The sequence below is a fragment of the Pseudoduganella rhizocola genome (assembly GCF_045984285.3).
Lineage (GTDB): Bacteria > Pseudomonadota > Gammaproteobacteria > Burkholderiales > Burkholderiaceae_D > Rugamonas.
This window is the reverse complement of record NZ_JBJQIK030000004.1, coordinates 154,067-170,364: the sequence shown is the minus strand read 5'-3', so window position 1 is coordinate 170,364 and position 16,298 is coordinate 154,067. Positions and strand designations below refer to the sequence as shown.

The following is a 16,298-nucleotide window of genomic DNA, read 5'->3' as shown; positions in this document are numbered from 1 at the left end:
CGTGCCATGAGCGGCTTGTGCGGATGGATGGGCAAACAACCCGGTAACGACGAGCTGCTCAACGATATGGCCGCACCGCTGCGGCGCTTCGATCGCAGCCCCCTGCATCTTGCGCGCGGCGACCGCAGTGCCGTGGCCTTGTGCGCGCCGCAGCCGTCCGCACATCTCGCCAGTGTCGATGGCCTGCTGGTCGCCATTTGGGGACGCCCCGGATGGAATGATCCCCGGCTGGCGGGGCTGGCCGAGGCCGAAGGCCATGCGCATGCGCTGGCCATGGCATGGCATAACAACACGCCGGACCTGTGCGCAAAGCTTTCCGGCTCCTTTGCACTGGCCATCCTGGACAGCCGCCGTGGCGAGGCGCTGCTCGCCACCGACCGCATGGGCGTGCATCCCGTGCTATGGGCCATGCAGGGTGAAGCGCTGCGTTTCGCCACCTCCGCCGATTGCCTGCGCGGGCATGCGGAGATCGATCCGCAGAGCGTCTACAACTACGTCTACTTTCACATGGTTCCGGGTCCGGCCACGATCTATCGCGGCGTGCAGCGCCTGCTGCCTGGCCATTACCTGCACTATCGGCAGGGCAGGGCCAGCACCCGTGCCTACTGGCGCATGCACTATGTGGAAGAGCGCGAGCAGGCTTTTCCGGCCCTGCGCCAGGCTTTTCTCGCCCAGCTCCGTGAAAGCATGGGCGCATTGGCCCGGGATGATTCGGCCGGCGCCTTCCTCAGCGGCGGCACGGACAGTTCAACCATTGCCGGCATGCTGACGGCCTGCGGCAAGCGGCCGGCCCGCACGTATTCCATCGGCTTCGATGCCGATGGCTATGACGAGATGGCGTATGCACGCATCACCGCGCGGCACTTTGGCACCATCCATCACGAGTACTACGTGTCGCCGGACGACGTGGTGACTGCCATCCCCAGCATCGCCGCCGCATTTGACCAGCCTTCCGGCAATGCTTCGGCGGTCCCGGCTTACTATTGCGCGCTGCTGGCGCAGGAAGACGGTATCAGCCGCATGATAGGCGGCGACGGCGGCGACGAACTTTTCGGCGGCAACGAGCGCTATGCGCGCCAGCAGCTGTTCGACTTGTACGGAAGGCTTCCGCGCAGGCTCCGCGCATCCGTGCTGGAACCGCTGCTGTCTGCCTTGCCGGGCGCGCAGCGCGTACGGCTGCTGCAGAAGGCGCGCAGCTATGTGCGGCAAGCGTCGGTGGCCATGCCGGCCCGGCTGGAAAGCTATAACCTGCTCGAACGCTACGGCGGCGAGGAAGTGTTTGAAGCGGATTTCCTCGAAGCCGTGTCGGCCGCGGCGCCCCTGGCCATGCTGCGCGAAAGCTATGGGCACAGCGATGCGGAAAGCCTGGTGAACCGTATGCTGGCGCTCGACCTCAAGACCACGCTGGCGGACAACGACTTGCCCAAAGTGAGCAAGGCCTGCGAGCTGGCGGGAATTGAAGCCGCCTTCCCCTTCTTGGACGACGCCATGGTCGCTTTTTCGGCACAGCTCTCGCCGCGCCAGAAACTGCGCGGCACGCAGCTGCGCTGGTTTTTCAAGGAGGCCTTGCGCGGTTTCCTGCCGGACGAAATCCTTGCGAAGCCCAAGCATGGCTTCGGGCTCCCTTTCGGCGTGTGGCTGCAAACGCACAAGCCGCTGCAGGAAATGGCAAAGGACAGCCTCTCCGGCCTGTCGCGGCGCGGCATTGTGCGCGCCGCCTTCACCGAAAGGCTGATGAGCGAGCATGTTGCGGAACATGCCGGCTACCACGGCACCATGGTATGGGTGCTGATGATGCTGGAGCAATGGTACCGGCAGCGCGAAGGGCGCTGACTCAGAAGAAGCTCTCCGGCACCACCAGCACATCGCCCGGCCGCATCGGCACATCAGCGCTGATGTCGCCGCGCTTCAGCAGGTCGCTGAGGCGCACGGTGAACTGCTGCCGGGTGCCGTTGACGTCGCGGATGATGCTGGCGCGGTTGCCGGCAGCAAATTCAGTGATGCCGCCCACGGCAATCAGCACATCCATCAGCGACATGCCGGTGCGGTAAGGCAGCGACTGCGGGCGTGCGGCCTGGCCGATCACGCGGATCTGGCGGTCGTAGGTGCCGACGAAACCGGTAACGATCACGGTCACTACCGGCTGCTGGATATAGCGCGACAGCGCCTTCTCGATATCGCGTGCCAGTTGCGTGGAAGTCTTGCCGCTGGCTTCCAGGTCTTCCACCAGCGGGGTGGTGATGCGCCCGTCCGGCCGCACCGGCACGGATTGCGATACTTCCGGGTTGCGCCAGACGATGATGTTGATGTTGTCCCCCGGCCCAATCAGGTATTCGACAGGCGGCAGGGGGCCCGGATCCAGCGGCGCATTGGGCGATGTGGAGGCGCACGCAGTGAGCAGCGTTGCGGCCAGCAGTGCGAATAGTCGTTTCATCGGAATCTCCTCTCTTCAGATTCGGTCGATCAGTTCACGCAGATAACGGGCCGGAACGGCATAGGTAATGCCGCTCGGCTGGCTGATCGCGTTTTCTTTCGCCCCTTTCAATGCGGTGGCATTCACCACGCCGTGCACAGTGCCGGTGTCGGGGTCGTACAAGGGGCTGCCGCTGTTGCCCGGATACGCCGTGCCGTCCAGCTGGAACAGGCTGAAAGGCTTTTGCAGGCGGCGAATCGTTTGCGCATCCAGCTGGCGCGAACGGAAGGGCGGCTGCGTGACCGGCGTAATTGCAGCCAGCGTGGCGCGGTGCGTCACCGGCACCATGCCGAGCGCCATCCCGAGCGGAAAACCCGTGAAAGCCAGGGCCTGGCCTTCCGCCGCATTGTCGTTTTCCGCCACACGCAAGGCGGGCAGGGGAGCGCCCATCAGCCGCAAATGCGCCAGATCATGTTCCCGGTCAATGTTCTTCACGGTGACGGGGCGAAAATCAAGCTGCTCGCCCTGGCCGGTGATGATGCCTAACACCTCCATGCGGGCCGAATCGAGCAGCAGCGGAACCGCGTGCGCCGCAGTGATCACACTCAGTCCATCGCCCACGATAAAACCCGTGGCGAGAAACTGCACCGGCGGACTGCGGGTGCGCTGCAAGGTGCCGATGCCGACGACCGACGGCTTCACCGCCGCAACCGTGGTGGCCAGGGGCCCGGCGCGCATGGAACCGGCGGCCAGGCAGAGCGCAGCCGCTAGCAAAAACTGAACAAGGCGGGCGAGAAATTTCATGGCAAACCCCCGATCCACATGAGATTAACGATGGCAGAAATGACCATATTGCCCTTGAGCGTGCGCAAAGCATGCACAGTCGCCGCCCTGCTCCTGGCGCCCGCCGCGCGTGGCGAATGGAGCGTCACGCCGGGCATATCCGGGCGGCTCAGCTACTCGGATAATGTGAACCTGCGCCCCGCGGGGCAGGGCACCGGCCAGTTCGTGATGGAGCTGGCGCCCAGCCTCGTCGTCAGCGACCGCACGCCGCGCCTGCAGTTCAACGCTTCATGGCAGGGGCATCTTTATGAGTACGCCCGCGACCGGGTCAGCGGAACCGACCGCTTTACGCAGCAGCTGGATGCGGCCGCGCTGGCGGAAGTGCTTAGTGACCTGCTGTTTCTCGATGCTTCCGCATCGATCTCGCAGCAGCCGGTTACGCCCTTGCTGGCGGGGCCTGGCAACGGATACGCGAGCGACAACCGGAACGAGGTGCGCAGCTACCGCGTCTCTCCCTACATTCGCTATGCGTTTGGCGCCTTTGCGACGGCCAAGCTGCGCTACGCCCACGATATGGTGGACAGCGATAACCTCGGTTTCGGGCGCAGCACGGCCGATACCCTGAACCTGACGCTGGCCAGCGGTGGGGTATTCCGGCGTATAGGCTGGACATTGGCCCTGAGCAGCCAGCATCTGGACGACAGCATTGCGCCGCCATCCTCCAGCCGTTTCGCCAATCTCTCCCTTCGCTACACGCTCACGCCGGAGCTGAGCTGGACCCTTGGCGGCGGCTACGATAAATTCGACTACGAAAGCATGGGCAGCGACACGCAGGGCGCCTCATGGTCGACCGGTTTCGCCTGGCAGCCATCGCCGCGCACCAGCCTCACCGTGTCCGGCGGGCGGCGCTACTACGGCAACAGTTACTTCCTCGCCGGCAGCCACCGCAGCCGCCATACCGTCTGGAACATCAGTTACAGCGACGATGTCACGACCACGCGCTCGCAGTTCCTGCTGCCTTCCGCCGTGGATACGGCCGCCATGCTGAACCGCCTCTTCATTCCGGCTTTTCCCGACCCGGTGCAGCGCGCCATTGCCGTCGAGGCCTACATCCGCGCCAGCGGCCTGCCACGTTCGCTGCCGGACAGCGTCAACTACTTCACCAACCGCTATATGCTGCAACGGCAGTTCCAGGCATCCGCGGGACTGCAGCTCGCGCGCACCACGGCGCTCCTGAGCGTTTTCCACAGCCGGCGCGAGGCGCTGTCCCTGTTCCAGGCCGACAGCGTCCTGCTGGGCAGCAGCGGAGGACTGGTCAACGACAAGGTGCGCCAGCGCGGTGCGACGGCGGTCGTGGACTACACGCTCACAAGCCGCAGCCATATCAGCCTGGCGGCGAACTTCAACGAGTCCTTCGCCGGCGCTTTGCCGGACCCTGCGCGTCACGCGAGCCTGCGCCTGTTCCTGAGCAGCCGCCTGCAGCCAAGGCTGACCGGCACCATTGAGCTGCGCATGCTGCATACCCGTTCGGCACTCGACCCCCGCCCGGTGCGTGAACATGCCATCGCCGCCAGTCTCGCCGCAAGCTTCTGACCCGGCAGAGTTTGACATTGCGCAGAACGCGGTGGGCGCTGCAATGAAAGAATGAACGCTGCGCATCCTTCCGGGAGCACCGCAATGCCTGCCGCTTCTCCAGCACCGGCGATATCCAACGCGATGACGGTCGATGTCGAAGACTATTTCCAGGTCTCGGCATTCGAAGCGCATATCCGCCGCGAAGCCTGGGCCGGCATGGAGAGCAGGGTAGAGCGCAATGTAGACCGGATCCTCGCCCTGTTTGCCGGCGCCGGCGCCACCGCTACCTTCTTCACGCTGGGCTGGGTGGCCGAACGTAACGCGAGGATGGTGCGGCGGATCGCGGAAGCCGGCCACGAAATCGCCAGCCATGGCTATGCGCACCGGCGCGCGTCGGAACAGACCATGCAGGAATTCAGCCGTGATATCGTCCTGAGCAAGGCCATACTCGAAGATGCCTGCGGCCAGTGTGTGCGCGGCTACCGCGCGCCCAGTTTCTCGATCGGCAGCGGCAACCTGTGGGCCTTGCAGGCACTGGAAGCCGCAGGATACCGCTACAGCTCCAGCATTTACCCGATCCGCCATGACCATTACGGCATGCCGGATGCGCCACGCTTTCCATTCCGCTTCCGTAACAGCAGCCTGCTCGAAATACCAATCAGCACCGCGCTGCTGATGCGGCAAAAGCTGCCGGCCGGTGGCGGCGGCTATTTCAGGCTGCTGCCCTATGTACTGTCGCGAAGCCTGATCCGCCGCGTGAATGAGGCGGACGGCAAGCCGGCTGTGTTCTACTTCCATCCCTGGGAGATCGACCCCGCCCAGCCGCGCCAGCGCCAGGCACCGCTCAAGGCGCGCTTCCGCCACTACCTGAACCTGCATCGCACCGAGCCCCGGCTGCGCGCCCTGCTGCGCGATTTCCCGTGGCAGCGCATGGACCGCCTGTTCCTGGAGCCGTCATGAGCATGCCCGCTTTGCGCCTGCTGGGTTCCGACATGGTGGAACGCCGCCGCTGGGACGCATTCGTCCAGCAAACGGAGGATGCCACATTCTTTCACCGGTCGGGCTGGCAAACGGTGATCGAGGAGGCATTCGGCCACCGCACCTGGTTCTACTATGTGGAGCAGGAAGGCCAGATCCGCGCCATCCTGCCGATGGCGGAGATGCGCAGCCGCCTGTTCGGTCACGGGCTGGTGTCGCTGCCCTTCTGCGTCTACGGCGGCGTGGCGGGCAGCTGCCGCGCCGCGCGCCGCGTGCTGGTCGAAGCAGCGCAGTCGCTGGCCTGCCGCATCGGCGCACGGCACCTGGAGCTGCGTCACAGTGCGCATGCCGCCGAATCGGCCGGCTGGGCGCAGAAAGATCTCTACTACACCTTCCGCAAGCAGATCAGCGCCGACAACGACGCTAACTTTGCCGCCATTCCCCGCAAGCAGCGGGCCGTGCTGCGAAAGAGCTTCAGCGCCGGACTCGGGAGCAGCGTTGAGGACGACACCCAAGCCTTTTTCGGCGCCTATTCGGCCAGCGTCCATCACCTCGGCACCCCGGTGCTGTCGCGCCGCTACTTCCAGCTGCTGAAGAAGGAGTTCGGCGAAGACTGCGAAATCCGCGTGATTTCGCGGCAGCGCAAGACCATGTCCGCGGTGCTCAGCTTCTACTTCCGCGATGAAGTGCTGCCGTACTACGGTGGCGGCATCGCCGCAGCACGTGCTTGCGGGGCCAATGACTTCATGTACTGGACCCTGATGCAGGCCGCCGTGGAACGCGGCTGCACCGTGTTCGACTTCGGGCGCAGCAAGGCAGGCACCGGCGCCTTCGATTTCAAGAAGAACTGGGGCTTCTCCGCTTCACCGCTGCCATATGCATGGTGGCTTAACGGCCGCAACGAGGTGCCGAACCTGAATCCGTTCAACCCGCGCTACCAGCTTGCCATCCGCGCATGGCGGCGCATGCCGCTTTCGCTGGCGAACCTTATCGGTCCGCATATCGCGCGGAACCTGGGGTAGGCCATGGACGACCTGCTGCTGCTCGTTCCGCGCCTGCCATTCCCGCCCAACAAGGGCGACAAGATCCGCACCTGGCAGCTGCTGCTGTTCCTTGCGCGCCGCTACCGCGTCCATCTGGGGGCGTTCATCGACGACAAGGCCGACATTCCCCATATTCCCCAGGTGGAGGCAAGCTGCACGTCCACCCATTTCGAACGCCTGCGCCCCGGGCTCGCACGCATGCGTTGTGCGGGAGCGGTGCTGCGCAACGAATCCCTGTCCCTGCACTACTACCGGCGGCCCGCCATGCGCGAATGGGTGCGCAACACCGTGTCGCAGCACGGAATTGCACGTATGGTCGCGTTCTCGTCGCCAATGGGGCAGTACCTGGCGGACTATCCTGCTGCCCGCAGGGTAGTCGATTTCTGCGATGTGGATTCCGACAAATGGCGCCAGTTCGCCGAACGCAGGCGCTGGCCGGCGTCGCTCATGTACCGCTATGAGGCCATTCGCCTGTTGCGCTATGAGCAGAAAATGGCCATGGCCTGCGATGCAGCGCTGTTCATATCGAAAGCTGAAGTGAACCTGTTTCGCCGCCTCGCGCCGGAGGCGGCAGGGCGCACCCATGTCCTGTGCAGCGGCGTTGACACGGCCTTCCTGTCGCCCAAACGCGCTTATGACAATCCTTACCCGCAGGGCACCCAGCCGCTGGTGTTCTGCGGCGCCATGGACTACTGGCCCAACGCGGACGCGGCTACCTGGTTTGCGCAGCAGATACTGCCCGGAGTGCGCAGCAAGCATCCGGAGGTCACTTTCTGGATCGTCGGCGCACGGCCCACGCCGCAGGTGAAGGCCCTTGCTGCCTTGCCCGGCGTGTCAGTCACCGCCGCCGTGCCGGACGTGCGGCCCTATATTGCCCACGCCGTTATCTCGGTGGCGCCGATGCGGGTGGCGCGTGGCGTGCAGACCAAGGTGCTGGAGGCGATGGCAATGGCGAAACCCGTCATCCTTACGCCTCCGGCGCTGGAGGGAATCGATGCCGAATCGGGCATGGAATTGCTGCTGGCGCACAGCGCCGACGAATTAGTGGGCATGCTCAGGGCGGCGCTGGAACTGCCGCCTGCCTCGCTCGCGGCCATCGGCCGCGCCGCGCGCCGCCGTGCCGAAATGAGCTACGGCTGGCAGGCGCGCCTGTCCGGCCTTGCGGAGCTGCTGGAAGACCAATGGAAGATGGATGGCAGCGCCCGCACATGGAGCGGAGCATGACGGCGCCTGCGCCAATGCCGCTGCACCGGCATGCACCCGCACGCAATGCCGGGCCGCGCGGCCGTAGCCGGGCCATTCTTTTGCTGGGATTCGGCGTGATTGCCCTGGTGCCGCTGGTCTATGCCGAGACGGCGCGCTCGATCGTCGCCATCTGGAGCCGTTCCGGCACCTTCGCGCACTGCTACCTGATCCTGCCGATCAGCGCAGGCCTGGTATGGCGCCGCCGGGACCTGCTGGCGAGGCTGCCGTTCTCGAGCTGCTGGCCCGCGACGGCAGCCATTGCGCTATGCGGTGCAATGTGGCTGCTCGCCACACTGGGGGATGTACGAATTGTGCGGCAATACATGCTGGCCTTCATGCTGGTGCTTGCCGTTCCCGCTGTATTCGGCATGCCCATTGCACGGGCCATTGCTTTTCCGCTGCTGTTCATGCTGTTTGCCGTGCCTGCCGGCGAAACGCTGATCAATCCGCTGATCGAGCTGACGGCGAGTTTCACGGTCGATGCGCTGCGCCTCAGCGGCATACCCGTCATCCGGGAGGGAAACAACTTCAGCATTCCCACCGGCGACTGGTCGGTGGTCGAAGCCTGCAGCGGCCTGCGCTACCTGATTTCCTCGGTCACGCTGGGAAGCCTCTACGGCTACCTCACCTATCGCAGCTGGCGGCGCCGGGCTGCATTCATCCTGGCCTCGATGGCCTTGCCGGTGCTGGCCAACGGCGTGCGGGCCTATATGATCGTGATGATAGGCCACAGCAGCGGCATGCAGCTGGCAGTCGGTATCGACCATGTGCTGTACGGCTGGGTTTTCTTCGGCCTGCTGATGGCGGCGCTGTTCTGGACAGGCCGCATCTGGCAGCAGCCGGACGAAGAACGCATGGCCCGCGCTCCTGCCAAGGCGCGGACAGCTGCCCGCCGCAAGCCGCAGTTGCTGGCCATAGCCTGCACAGCGCTCGCTGTCGCCGCCTGGCCCGCCTATGCCTGGCAGCTGCAGCGGCGCCAGAGCGCCCCGCCACCGGCCTTGCTGGCGGCACTGCCGCCCGTGCATCCGTTCACCGCTCCCTTCACCGAATGGCTGCCTGCGTTCAGTCCGGCCAGCGCCACGCTGCGCCAGTTCCAGGGTACACCTGATCCGGCAGGCCTGCTGGTGTACTACTACCGCGATGGAGGCAAGGGCCGCCTTGTCAGTTCCATCAACAAGCTTACCGGCCAGCGCGCCGCCTGGCACGAAACCAGCACGGCGTACCGCGCGGAGCGGATCGCCGGTACCACGCTCCCCATACGCGAAGTGACGATAGCCGGCCAGGACCGCCTGCTGGCCTGGCAGTGGTATGTGGTCGGCGATGCGCTGGAAGCGGGCGACTACCGTGCCAAGCTGCAGCAGATGCGGCTGCGCCTGCAGTCGGGCCACGGTGACGGCGCCATTCTCGTGGCCTTTGCTCCGATGGATGAAGACAAGGCCGCGGCACGTGCAGTGCTGCGTGCCCTGCTTGCACCGCAGTTGAACGCGCTGCATGCGGCCGTGCGTGCCAACGACAGGGAATAACGATGCAGACCACGAACCCTCCACTGATCGTTCACCTGATCTACCGCTACGCGCTGGGCGGCATGGAGGTCCAGCTGACCGAACGCCTGAACCGCATACCCGAGGAACGCTATCGCCATACCGTTGTGAGCCTGGCTGGAACCGACAGGGAATTTGTCAAACGCCTGAAGCGGTGCGACGTGGCCATCTACGACCTGGGTAAGCAGCCCGGCCTTGGCCTTGCCGCGCATGTGAAGCTGTGGCGCCTGCTGCGCCACCTTCGGCCTGCGGTCCTGCATACCTACAACCTGTCTGCGATGGAATATGGCGTGACCGCCCTTGCTGCCGGTGTGCCGGTGCGTATCAACGGCGCCCACGGACGCGAGGCCGAAGACCTGCAGGGCGAACGCACGCGCCACCGCCTGCTGCGCCGCTGCCTGGTGCCTTTCTACGACTGCTGCTACGCCAACTCCCGCGCCATGGAAGCGTGGAACCGTGAATGCGTCGGCGTGCCGGCGGGGCGCAGCCGTTTCCTGCCGAACGGTGTCGATACCGACCGCTTCATGCCCCGGCCTGACCGTGGCGGCGCCGGCGCCGTGGTGGGCACGGTAGGGCGCCTGGACCCTGTGAAAGACCAGGCAACGCTGATCGATGCGCTGGCCCTGCTGCAGCAGCGTGTTGCCGCGGTGCGGCTCATTATCGTCGGCGGCGGCCCATGCCTGCGCGAGCTGCGCCTGCGCGCGCAACGGCGCGGTGTCGCGCATCTTTGCTCGATCGTGTCGCGGGCGGATGTGTTGCCTTTGCTGCAGCAGATGACGGTGTTTGTGCTGCCCTCGCTCGCGGAAGGTACGCCGGGCGCAGTGCTGGAGGCGATGGCATGCGGACTGCCCATCGTCGCCAGCCGGGTAGGCGGTGTGCCGGAACTGGTCGAAGATGGCGTTTCGGGAACGCTGGTCGGGCCGGGCAACGCCCAGGCGCTGGCCTCCGCCATCGAGCGCTATCTCTGCACGCCATGGCTGGCACGGCAGCACGCCTGGGCGGCAAGGCAGGCTGCGGAAGAGCGCTCGATGCAGGCCTCTGCCGATGCCTATCTCGCCATGTATGACGCACTGTGCGCGCGCAAGCTGCGCGCGGAAAGGATGGTGCCGCAATGTGTGGAATTGTAGGCCTGTTTGACACCCGTGGGCAGCGCGATATCGATGCCGCACTGGTGCGGCACATGAACGATACCCAGCGCCATCGCGGCCCCGACGAAAGCGGCATTCACTGCGAGCCCGGCCTGGCCTTCGGCCACCGGCGGCTTTCCGTCATCGATATATCGCTTGGCCAGCAGCCGCTGGCGAACGAAGACGGCAGCGTTCTGGTCTGCTACAACGGCGAGATCTACAACTTCCAGCAGCTGCGCACCGAACTGCTGGAACACGGCCACCGCTTCCGTACCCGCAGCGACACGGAAGTGATCGTGCACGCCTGGGAGCAGTGGGGCGAAGCCTGCGTTGAACACTTCCGCGGCATGTTCGCCTTCGGCCTGTGGGACCGCAACCGCCGCTGCCTGTTCATCGCGCGCGACCGGCTGGGCGTGAAGCCCATGTTTTATACCATGCGGCCGGACGGCATGTTCGCGTTCGGCTCCGAGCTCAAATCGCTGCTGGCGCTGCCCGGCCTGTCGCGCGCCATGGCGCCGCAGGCCATCGAAGACTATTTCGCCTACGGTTACATTCCCGAGCCGCGCACCATTTTCCAGTCGGTGGAAAAACTGCCGCCCGGCTACCGGCTCACCCAGCAGATGTTCGAACCGCTGGCGCAGCCGCAGCGCTACTGGGACGTCTCCTTCCAGCAGAATACCCGGCTGGGCGAGGACGAAGCGCGGCAGGAGCTGGTGGAACGCCTGTCCGATGCGGTGCGCATGCGCCTCATCGCGGAAGTTCCGCTGGGCGCCTTCCTGTCCGGCGGCGTCGATTCGAGCGCCGTGGTTGCCCTGATGGCCGGCGTAAGCAGCACGCCCGTCAACACCTGCTCCATCGCTTTCGCGGACAAGGCCTACGACGAGTCGCCATACGCCGCCGAGGTGGCGCGGCAGTACGGCACCCGGCACTACGTGCAAACCGTGGATACCGACGATTACGCGCTGATCGATACGCTGGCGGCGTTGTACGACGAGCCCTATGCGGACAGTTCCGCCATTCCTACCTACCGCGTCTGCCAGCTGGCGCGGCAGCGGGTCACGGTCGTCCTGTCGGGCGATGGCGGCGACGAAAGCTTCGCAGGCTACCGCCGCTACCGGTACGCGGTGGCGGAGGAACGGCTGCGGCGCCTTATGCCTGCCGTGGCGAGGCGGCCGCTGTTCGGCGTGCTGGGCAAGCTGTATCCGAAAGCCGACTGGGCGCCGCGCATTTTCCGCGCGCGCAGCACTTTCGAGTCACTGGCGCGCGATCTGGTGGACGGCTACTTCCACGGCGTGTCCCTGATGAGCGACAGCATGCGCGAGCAGCTCTTCACGCCGTCCTTCCGCGCCAGCCTGCAGGGCTACCGCGCGGCGGATGTGCTGCGTGCGCATGCCAGCACGGCAAAGCTCGACGATCCGCTGTCGCTGATCCAGTACCTCGACATCAAGACCTATCTGCCGGGCGATATCCTGACCAAGGTCGACCGCGCCAGCATGGCGCATGCGCTGGAAGTACGGTCGCCCCTGCTGGACCATGAGCTGGTGGAGTGGGCAGCTACGCTGCCGCCGCATTTCAAGCTGCGGGGGGGCGAAGGCAAGCACATTTTCAAGCGTGCGATGACGGGACACCTGCCGCACAACATCCTTTACCGCCGCAAGCAGGGCTTTGCAGTGCCGCTCGCGGCGTGGTTCCGCGGCCCGCTGCGCGAGCGGGTCTGCCAGGCCCTGACCGGAAATGGCCTGCTCTCGACCGGCATCTTCCGCAGCGATTACCTGCACCAGCTGGCAGCCCAGCACCTCTCCGGGCGGCGCGATTTCAGCGCGCCGATCTGGACCCTGTTGATGTTCGACGCCTTCCTGCGCAAGGAACTGGGGAACGCCTATGCAAAATGATCAGCCCTTACGCATCCTGCACGTGCTGGACCACTCGGTGCCGCTGATGAGCGGCTACGCAATGCGGACCAGCGCCATCATCCGCGCCCAGCGCGCGCTCGGATGGGACACCTTCCATCTTACAAGCGCCAAGCAGGGCGGCGCCGATTATCCGGAGGCGCTGGTCGACGGCATCGCCTTCTACCGCTGCGCGCCCCTGAATGGCCACGCCAGCCGCTTGCCGGTGATCGGGCATGTGCTGTTGATCTGGCAGCTGGCGCGCCGCATCATCGAAATCAGCCGGGAAACGCGGCCCCACGTCCTGCATGCCCATTCCCCGGTCCTGAATGCCGTTGCCGCGCTGGCGGCCGGGCGCCGCCTGCATCTGCCGGTGGTGTACGAGGTGCGCGCCTTCTGGGAGGACGCGGCGCTGGACCACGGCACCAGCCGCCGCTGGGGGCCGCGCTACTGGCTCACGCGCGGACTGGAAACCTGGGCACTCAAGCGCAGTGCCGGCACGGCCACCATCTGCCAGGGCCTGCGCGGCGAGCTGATTGAGCGCGGCCTGCCTGCCGATAAAGTCCGGGTTGTGCCCAACGCCGTGGATATCGCCAGTTTCATGCCGCAGCGCCAGAGCGACCTGCCTTCGGCGCGCTCGCTGGGCCTGGAGGGCTGCACGGTGATCGGCTTTGCCGGCTCCTTCTACGCCTACGAAGGCCTGCTGCTGCTGTTGCGCGCACTGCCCGCCATGCTGGCCCGCCATGCGGAACTGCGCCTGCTGCTGGTGGGCGGGGGACCGCAGGAGGCGGCATTACGCCGCGAGACTGTGGCGCTGGGGCTGGAGCGCTATGTGGTATTCACCGGCCAGGTGCCGCACGACGAGGTGCACCGCTACTACAGCCTCATTGATGTGCTGTGCTATCCGCGCCTGCGCATGCGCCTGACCGAACTGGTGACACCGCTCAAACCCCTGGAGGCCATGGCCCAGGGCAAGCTGATTGTGGCCTCCAATGTGGGCGGCCACCGCGAACTGATACAGGATGGCCGCACCGGCATCCTGTTCGAAGCGGGCGACGCCGCCGATCTTGCGCAAAAAGTAGTGGAATTGCTGGACGCGCCGTGGCAATGGCCGATGCTGCGCGACCGGGCGCGCCGCTATGTGGAGGCGGAACGCACCTGGGCCGGCAGCGCGGCGGTGTACCAGGAGATTTACGCGCGCGCGCTGCAAACGAGGGTCTCATGAATCCAGTACTGCGCATCGGTCTCGCCGGTCCCCTGCCGCCGCCCTCGGGCGGCATTGCCAACCAGACGCTCCAGCTGGCCGCCCTGCTGCGCGCCGAGGGCTATCTTGTCGAAACGGTGCAATGCAATGCGCCATACCGTCCCGCATGGACCGGGCGCATACGCATGTTGCGCGCCGTGGTGCGCCTGTTCCCCTACCTGTGGCACTTGTGGCAGGTGGCGGGGCGGGTCCAGATGCTGCATGTGATGGCGAACTCCGGCTGGTCCTGGCACCTGTTCGCGGCGCCTGCAATCTGGGCCGGGCGGCTGCGCGGCATTCCCGTGATCGTGAACTACCGCGGCGGAGAAGCGGAATCCTTCCTCGCGCGCTCGGCGCGCATCGTCCGCTTCACCATGCGCCGCAGCGACAGGCTGATTGTGCCATCCGGCTTCCTGGAGGCGATCTTTGCGCGTCACGGCATGCCGTCCGAAGTGGTGCCGAACGTTGTGGACCTGGCGCGCTTTCCGCAACGCTCGCTGGTGCCGGCGGCAAGGCAGGCGCCTTGCCTGCTGATAGCGCGCAACCTGGAGGCCATCTACGACAATGCCACTGCGCTGCGGACACTGGCACTCCTGAAGAAAACGCACCACCGCGCCACCCTGCTCATCGCCGGTACCGGACCGCAGCGGCAGCAGCTGGAAGCGCTGGCGGCCGAGCTGGGAATTACGTCATCCGTAACCTTCACCGGCCCCCTGGCGCATCACGGCATGGCCGCGCTGTACCGCAAGGCTGACGTCATGCTCAACTGCAGCCTGGCCGACAATATGCCCAACTCCGTGCTGGAAGCCATGGCCAGCGGCGTGCCGGTAGTGAGCAGTGCTGTCGGCGGCGTGCCCTACCTCATCGAGCATGAACGCACGGCGTTGCTGGTGCCGCCGCAGTCGCCGGTGGCCATGGCGCAGGCGGTTGCACGCCTGCTGGACGATGCAGCGCTGTACGGAGCCATCCGCCAGGCAGCGCTGCGCGACGTGCAGCGCTACACCTGGGCCGGTGTGCGCCCGCGCCTGATCGAAGTCTATGAACGCGCCGTGGCGGCCCGCTGCGGCACCGCCATGGTGAACCGGCCATGAGGATGCGCCCCTACACGGCGCTCGTGGCGCAAATGATGTTCCCGTTTCACGAGTGGGCGAAGCGGCATGACACCGTCAGCCGGCGCAAGCAGCTCGAAGCGTCGCAGTACTGGCAGCCGGCGCAATTGCGCGCGCTCCAGCTCGAGCGCCTGCGCGCATTGCTGGTCCACTCGGCGGTGCATGTGCCTTATTACCGCGACCTGTTCCGCAGCCTGGACTTCGAACCGCAGCGTGATTTCATGACGCTTGAAGACCTCCCTGCATTGCCCTTGCTCGACAAGGCCACTATCCGGTCGCATCGCGAGCAGATGAGGGCCGATACTGCACGCAGGCTGCTGCGCTACAACACCGGGGGGTCGAGCGGCGAGCCGCTCGTGTTCTACGTCGGCCGCGACCGGATCAGCCACGACGTTGCGGCGAAATGGCGCGCCACGCGCTGGTGGGGCGTCGATATCGGCGATCCGGAGATCGTGGTCTGGGGCTCGCCGATCGAGCTTGGGGCCCAGGACCGGCTGCGCGGCCTGCGCGACCGGCTGCTGAGAACCTGGCTCCTGCCTGCCTTCGAGATGTCGCCGGAGCGGCTGGACGGTTTCCTGCTCAGTATTCGTGCGCGGCGTCCGCGCATGCTGTTCGGCTATCCATCGGCGCTCTCGCATATCGCCCGGCATGCGGCGGCAAAAGGACAGCGCATGGACGACCTGGGAATCCGGGTCGCCTTCGTGACGGCGGAAAGACTGTACGCCGAACAGCGCGAACAGATTGCGCAGGTCTTCGGCTGCGCGGTGGCAAACGGTTACGGCGGCCGCGATGCAGGTTTCATCGCGCACGAATGCCCGCATGGCGGCATGCACATCAGCGCGGAGGACATCATTCTGGAAACGGTGGACGCATGCGGCGAGCCGGTTGCGGAGGGCCGGCCGGGCGAGATCGTGGTCACGCACCTGGCCACGGCCTCTTTCCCCTTCATCCGCTACCGCACCGGCGACATCGGTGTGCTCAGCAAGCGGCAATGCGGCTGCGGCCGCGGCCTGCCGCTGCTGGAAGAGATCCAGGGACGCAGCACGGATTTCGTCATCGCTCATGACGGCACGGTCATGCACGGCCTGTCGCTGGTGTATGTGCTGCGCGAACTGCCGCAGGTGAAGGCTTTCAAGATCACGCAGGAAAGCATTGCGCACACCAATGTTCAGGTGGTGCTCGACGCGCCGCTTGCGCCACCGCTGCAGCAGCATATCGAACACGGGTTCAAGGCCCGCCTGGGTCAGCAGGTAGCCGTGCAGGTGCATCAGGTGGCAGCGATCACGCCTGAACTGTCGGGAAAATTCCGCTACGTGGTCAGCAAAGTGAGGCCGGCCAATGGTTGAGGGAAG

Annotated in this window: 13 protein-coding genes; 11 read left to right on the top strand and 2 right to left on the bottom strand. The window is 65.8% G+C overall.

The features are described from left to right. Positions 1–6 precede the first annotated feature (6 nt). Positions 7–1,833 (top strand): asparagine synthetase B family protein, encoded by a 1,827-nt coding sequence (locus ACJRPG_RS11090; protein ID WP_408000141.1) that lies wholly within the window; start codon positions 7–9, stop codon positions 1,831–1,833. A 1-nt stretch (position 1,834) separates the two neighbouring features. Here the strand turns inward: ACJRPG_RS11090 and ACJRPG_RS11085 are convergent, their stop codons facing one another. Next, positions 1,835–2,434, bottom strand: a complete 600-nt coding sequence (locus ACJRPG_RS11085; protein ID WP_408000140.1) for an XrtA/PEP-CTERM system exopolysaccharide export protein — start codon at positions 2,432–2,434, stop codon at positions 1,835–1,837. 15 nt (positions 2,435–2,449) lie between these two features. Further along, entirely contained in the window at positions 2,450–3,217 is a 768-nt protein-coding gene (locus ACJRPG_RS11080; protein WP_408000139.1) for a S1 family peptidase, read from the bottom strand. A 30-nt stretch (positions 3,218–3,247) separates the two neighbouring features. Here ACJRPG_RS11080 and ACJRPG_RS11075 point away from each other — a divergent pair, with 30 nt between their 5' ends. The 10 genes from ACJRPG_RS11075 to ACJRPG_RS11030 all read left to right on the top strand — a co-directional run bounded on the left by ACJRPG_RS11075 (position 3,248) and on the right by ACJRPG_RS11030 (position 16,292). Next, entirely contained in the window at positions 3,248–4,789 is a 1,542-nt protein-coding gene (locus tag ACJRPG_RS11075; protein WP_408000138.1) for a TIGR03016 family PEP-CTERM system-associated outer membrane protein, read from the top strand. Between the two features lie 84 nt (positions 4,790–4,873). Beyond that, on the top strand, positions 4,874–5,731 hold the full coding sequence (locus ACJRPG_RS11070) for an XrtA system polysaccharide deacetylase (protein WP_408000137.1): 858 nt from the start codon (positions 4,874–4,876) through the stop codon (positions 5,729–5,731). Then, positions 5,728–6,771 carry a FemAB family XrtA/PEP-CTERM system-associated protein gene (locus tag ACJRPG_RS11065; protein WP_408000136.1) on the top strand — a complete coding sequence of 348 codons (1,044 nt, stop codon included), beginning with the start codon at positions 5,728–5,730 and terminating at the stop codon, positions 6,769–6,771. Before ACJRPG_RS11070 ends, ACJRPG_RS11065 begins: the two co-directional genes overlap by 4 nt. A 3-nt stretch (positions 6,772–6,774) precedes the next feature. Beyond that, a complete protein-coding gene (locus tag ACJRPG_RS11060) occupies positions 6,775–8,016 on the top strand; it encodes a TIGR03087 family PEP-CTERM/XrtA system glycosyltransferase (protein ID WP_408000135.1) in 1,242 nt (413 codons plus the stop codon). Continuing rightward, on the top strand, positions 8,013–9,560 hold the full coding sequence (gene xrtA, locus ACJRPG_RS11055) for an exosortase A (protein ID WP_408000134.1): 1,548 nt from the start codon (positions 8,013–8,015) through the stop codon (positions 9,558–9,560). The genes ACJRPG_RS11060 and xrtA overlap by 4 nt, the downstream gene beginning before the upstream one ends. Before the next feature lie 2 nt (positions 9,561–9,562). After that, positions 9,563–10,705 (top strand): glycosyltransferase, encoded by a 1,143-nt coding sequence (locus ACJRPG_RS11050; RefSeq protein WP_408000133.1) that lies wholly within the window; start codon positions 9,563–9,565, stop codon positions 10,703–10,705. Then, positions 10,690–12,597, top strand: a complete 1,908-nt coding sequence (locus tag ACJRPG_RS11045; RefSeq protein ID WP_408000132.1) for an XrtA/PEP-CTERM system amidotransferase — start codon at positions 10,690–10,692, stop codon at positions 12,595–12,597. Before ACJRPG_RS11050 ends, ACJRPG_RS11045 begins: the two co-directional genes overlap by 16 nt. Beyond that, on the top strand, positions 12,587–13,819 hold the full coding sequence (locus tag ACJRPG_RS11040) for a TIGR04063 family PEP-CTERM/XrtA system glycosyltransferase (protein WP_408000131.1): 1,233 nt from the start codon (positions 12,587–12,589) through the stop codon (positions 13,817–13,819). The genes ACJRPG_RS11045 and ACJRPG_RS11040 overlap by 11 nt, the downstream gene beginning before the upstream one ends. Continuing rightward, positions 13,816–14,928, top strand: a complete 1,113-nt coding sequence (locus tag ACJRPG_RS11035; protein WP_408000130.1) for a glycosyltransferase family 4 protein — start codon at positions 13,816–13,818, stop codon at positions 14,926–14,928. Before ACJRPG_RS11040 ends, ACJRPG_RS11035 begins: the two co-directional genes overlap by 4 nt. Before the next feature lie 32 nt (positions 14,929–14,960). Next, the gene (locus ACJRPG_RS11030; RefSeq protein ID WP_408000129.1) at positions 14,961–16,292 is read left to right on the top strand and encodes a phenylacetate--CoA ligase family protein; all 1,332 of its coding nucleotides are present in this window, start codon (positions 14,961–14,963) and stop codon (positions 16,290–16,292) included. Positions 16,293–16,298: the final 6 nt, after the last annotated feature.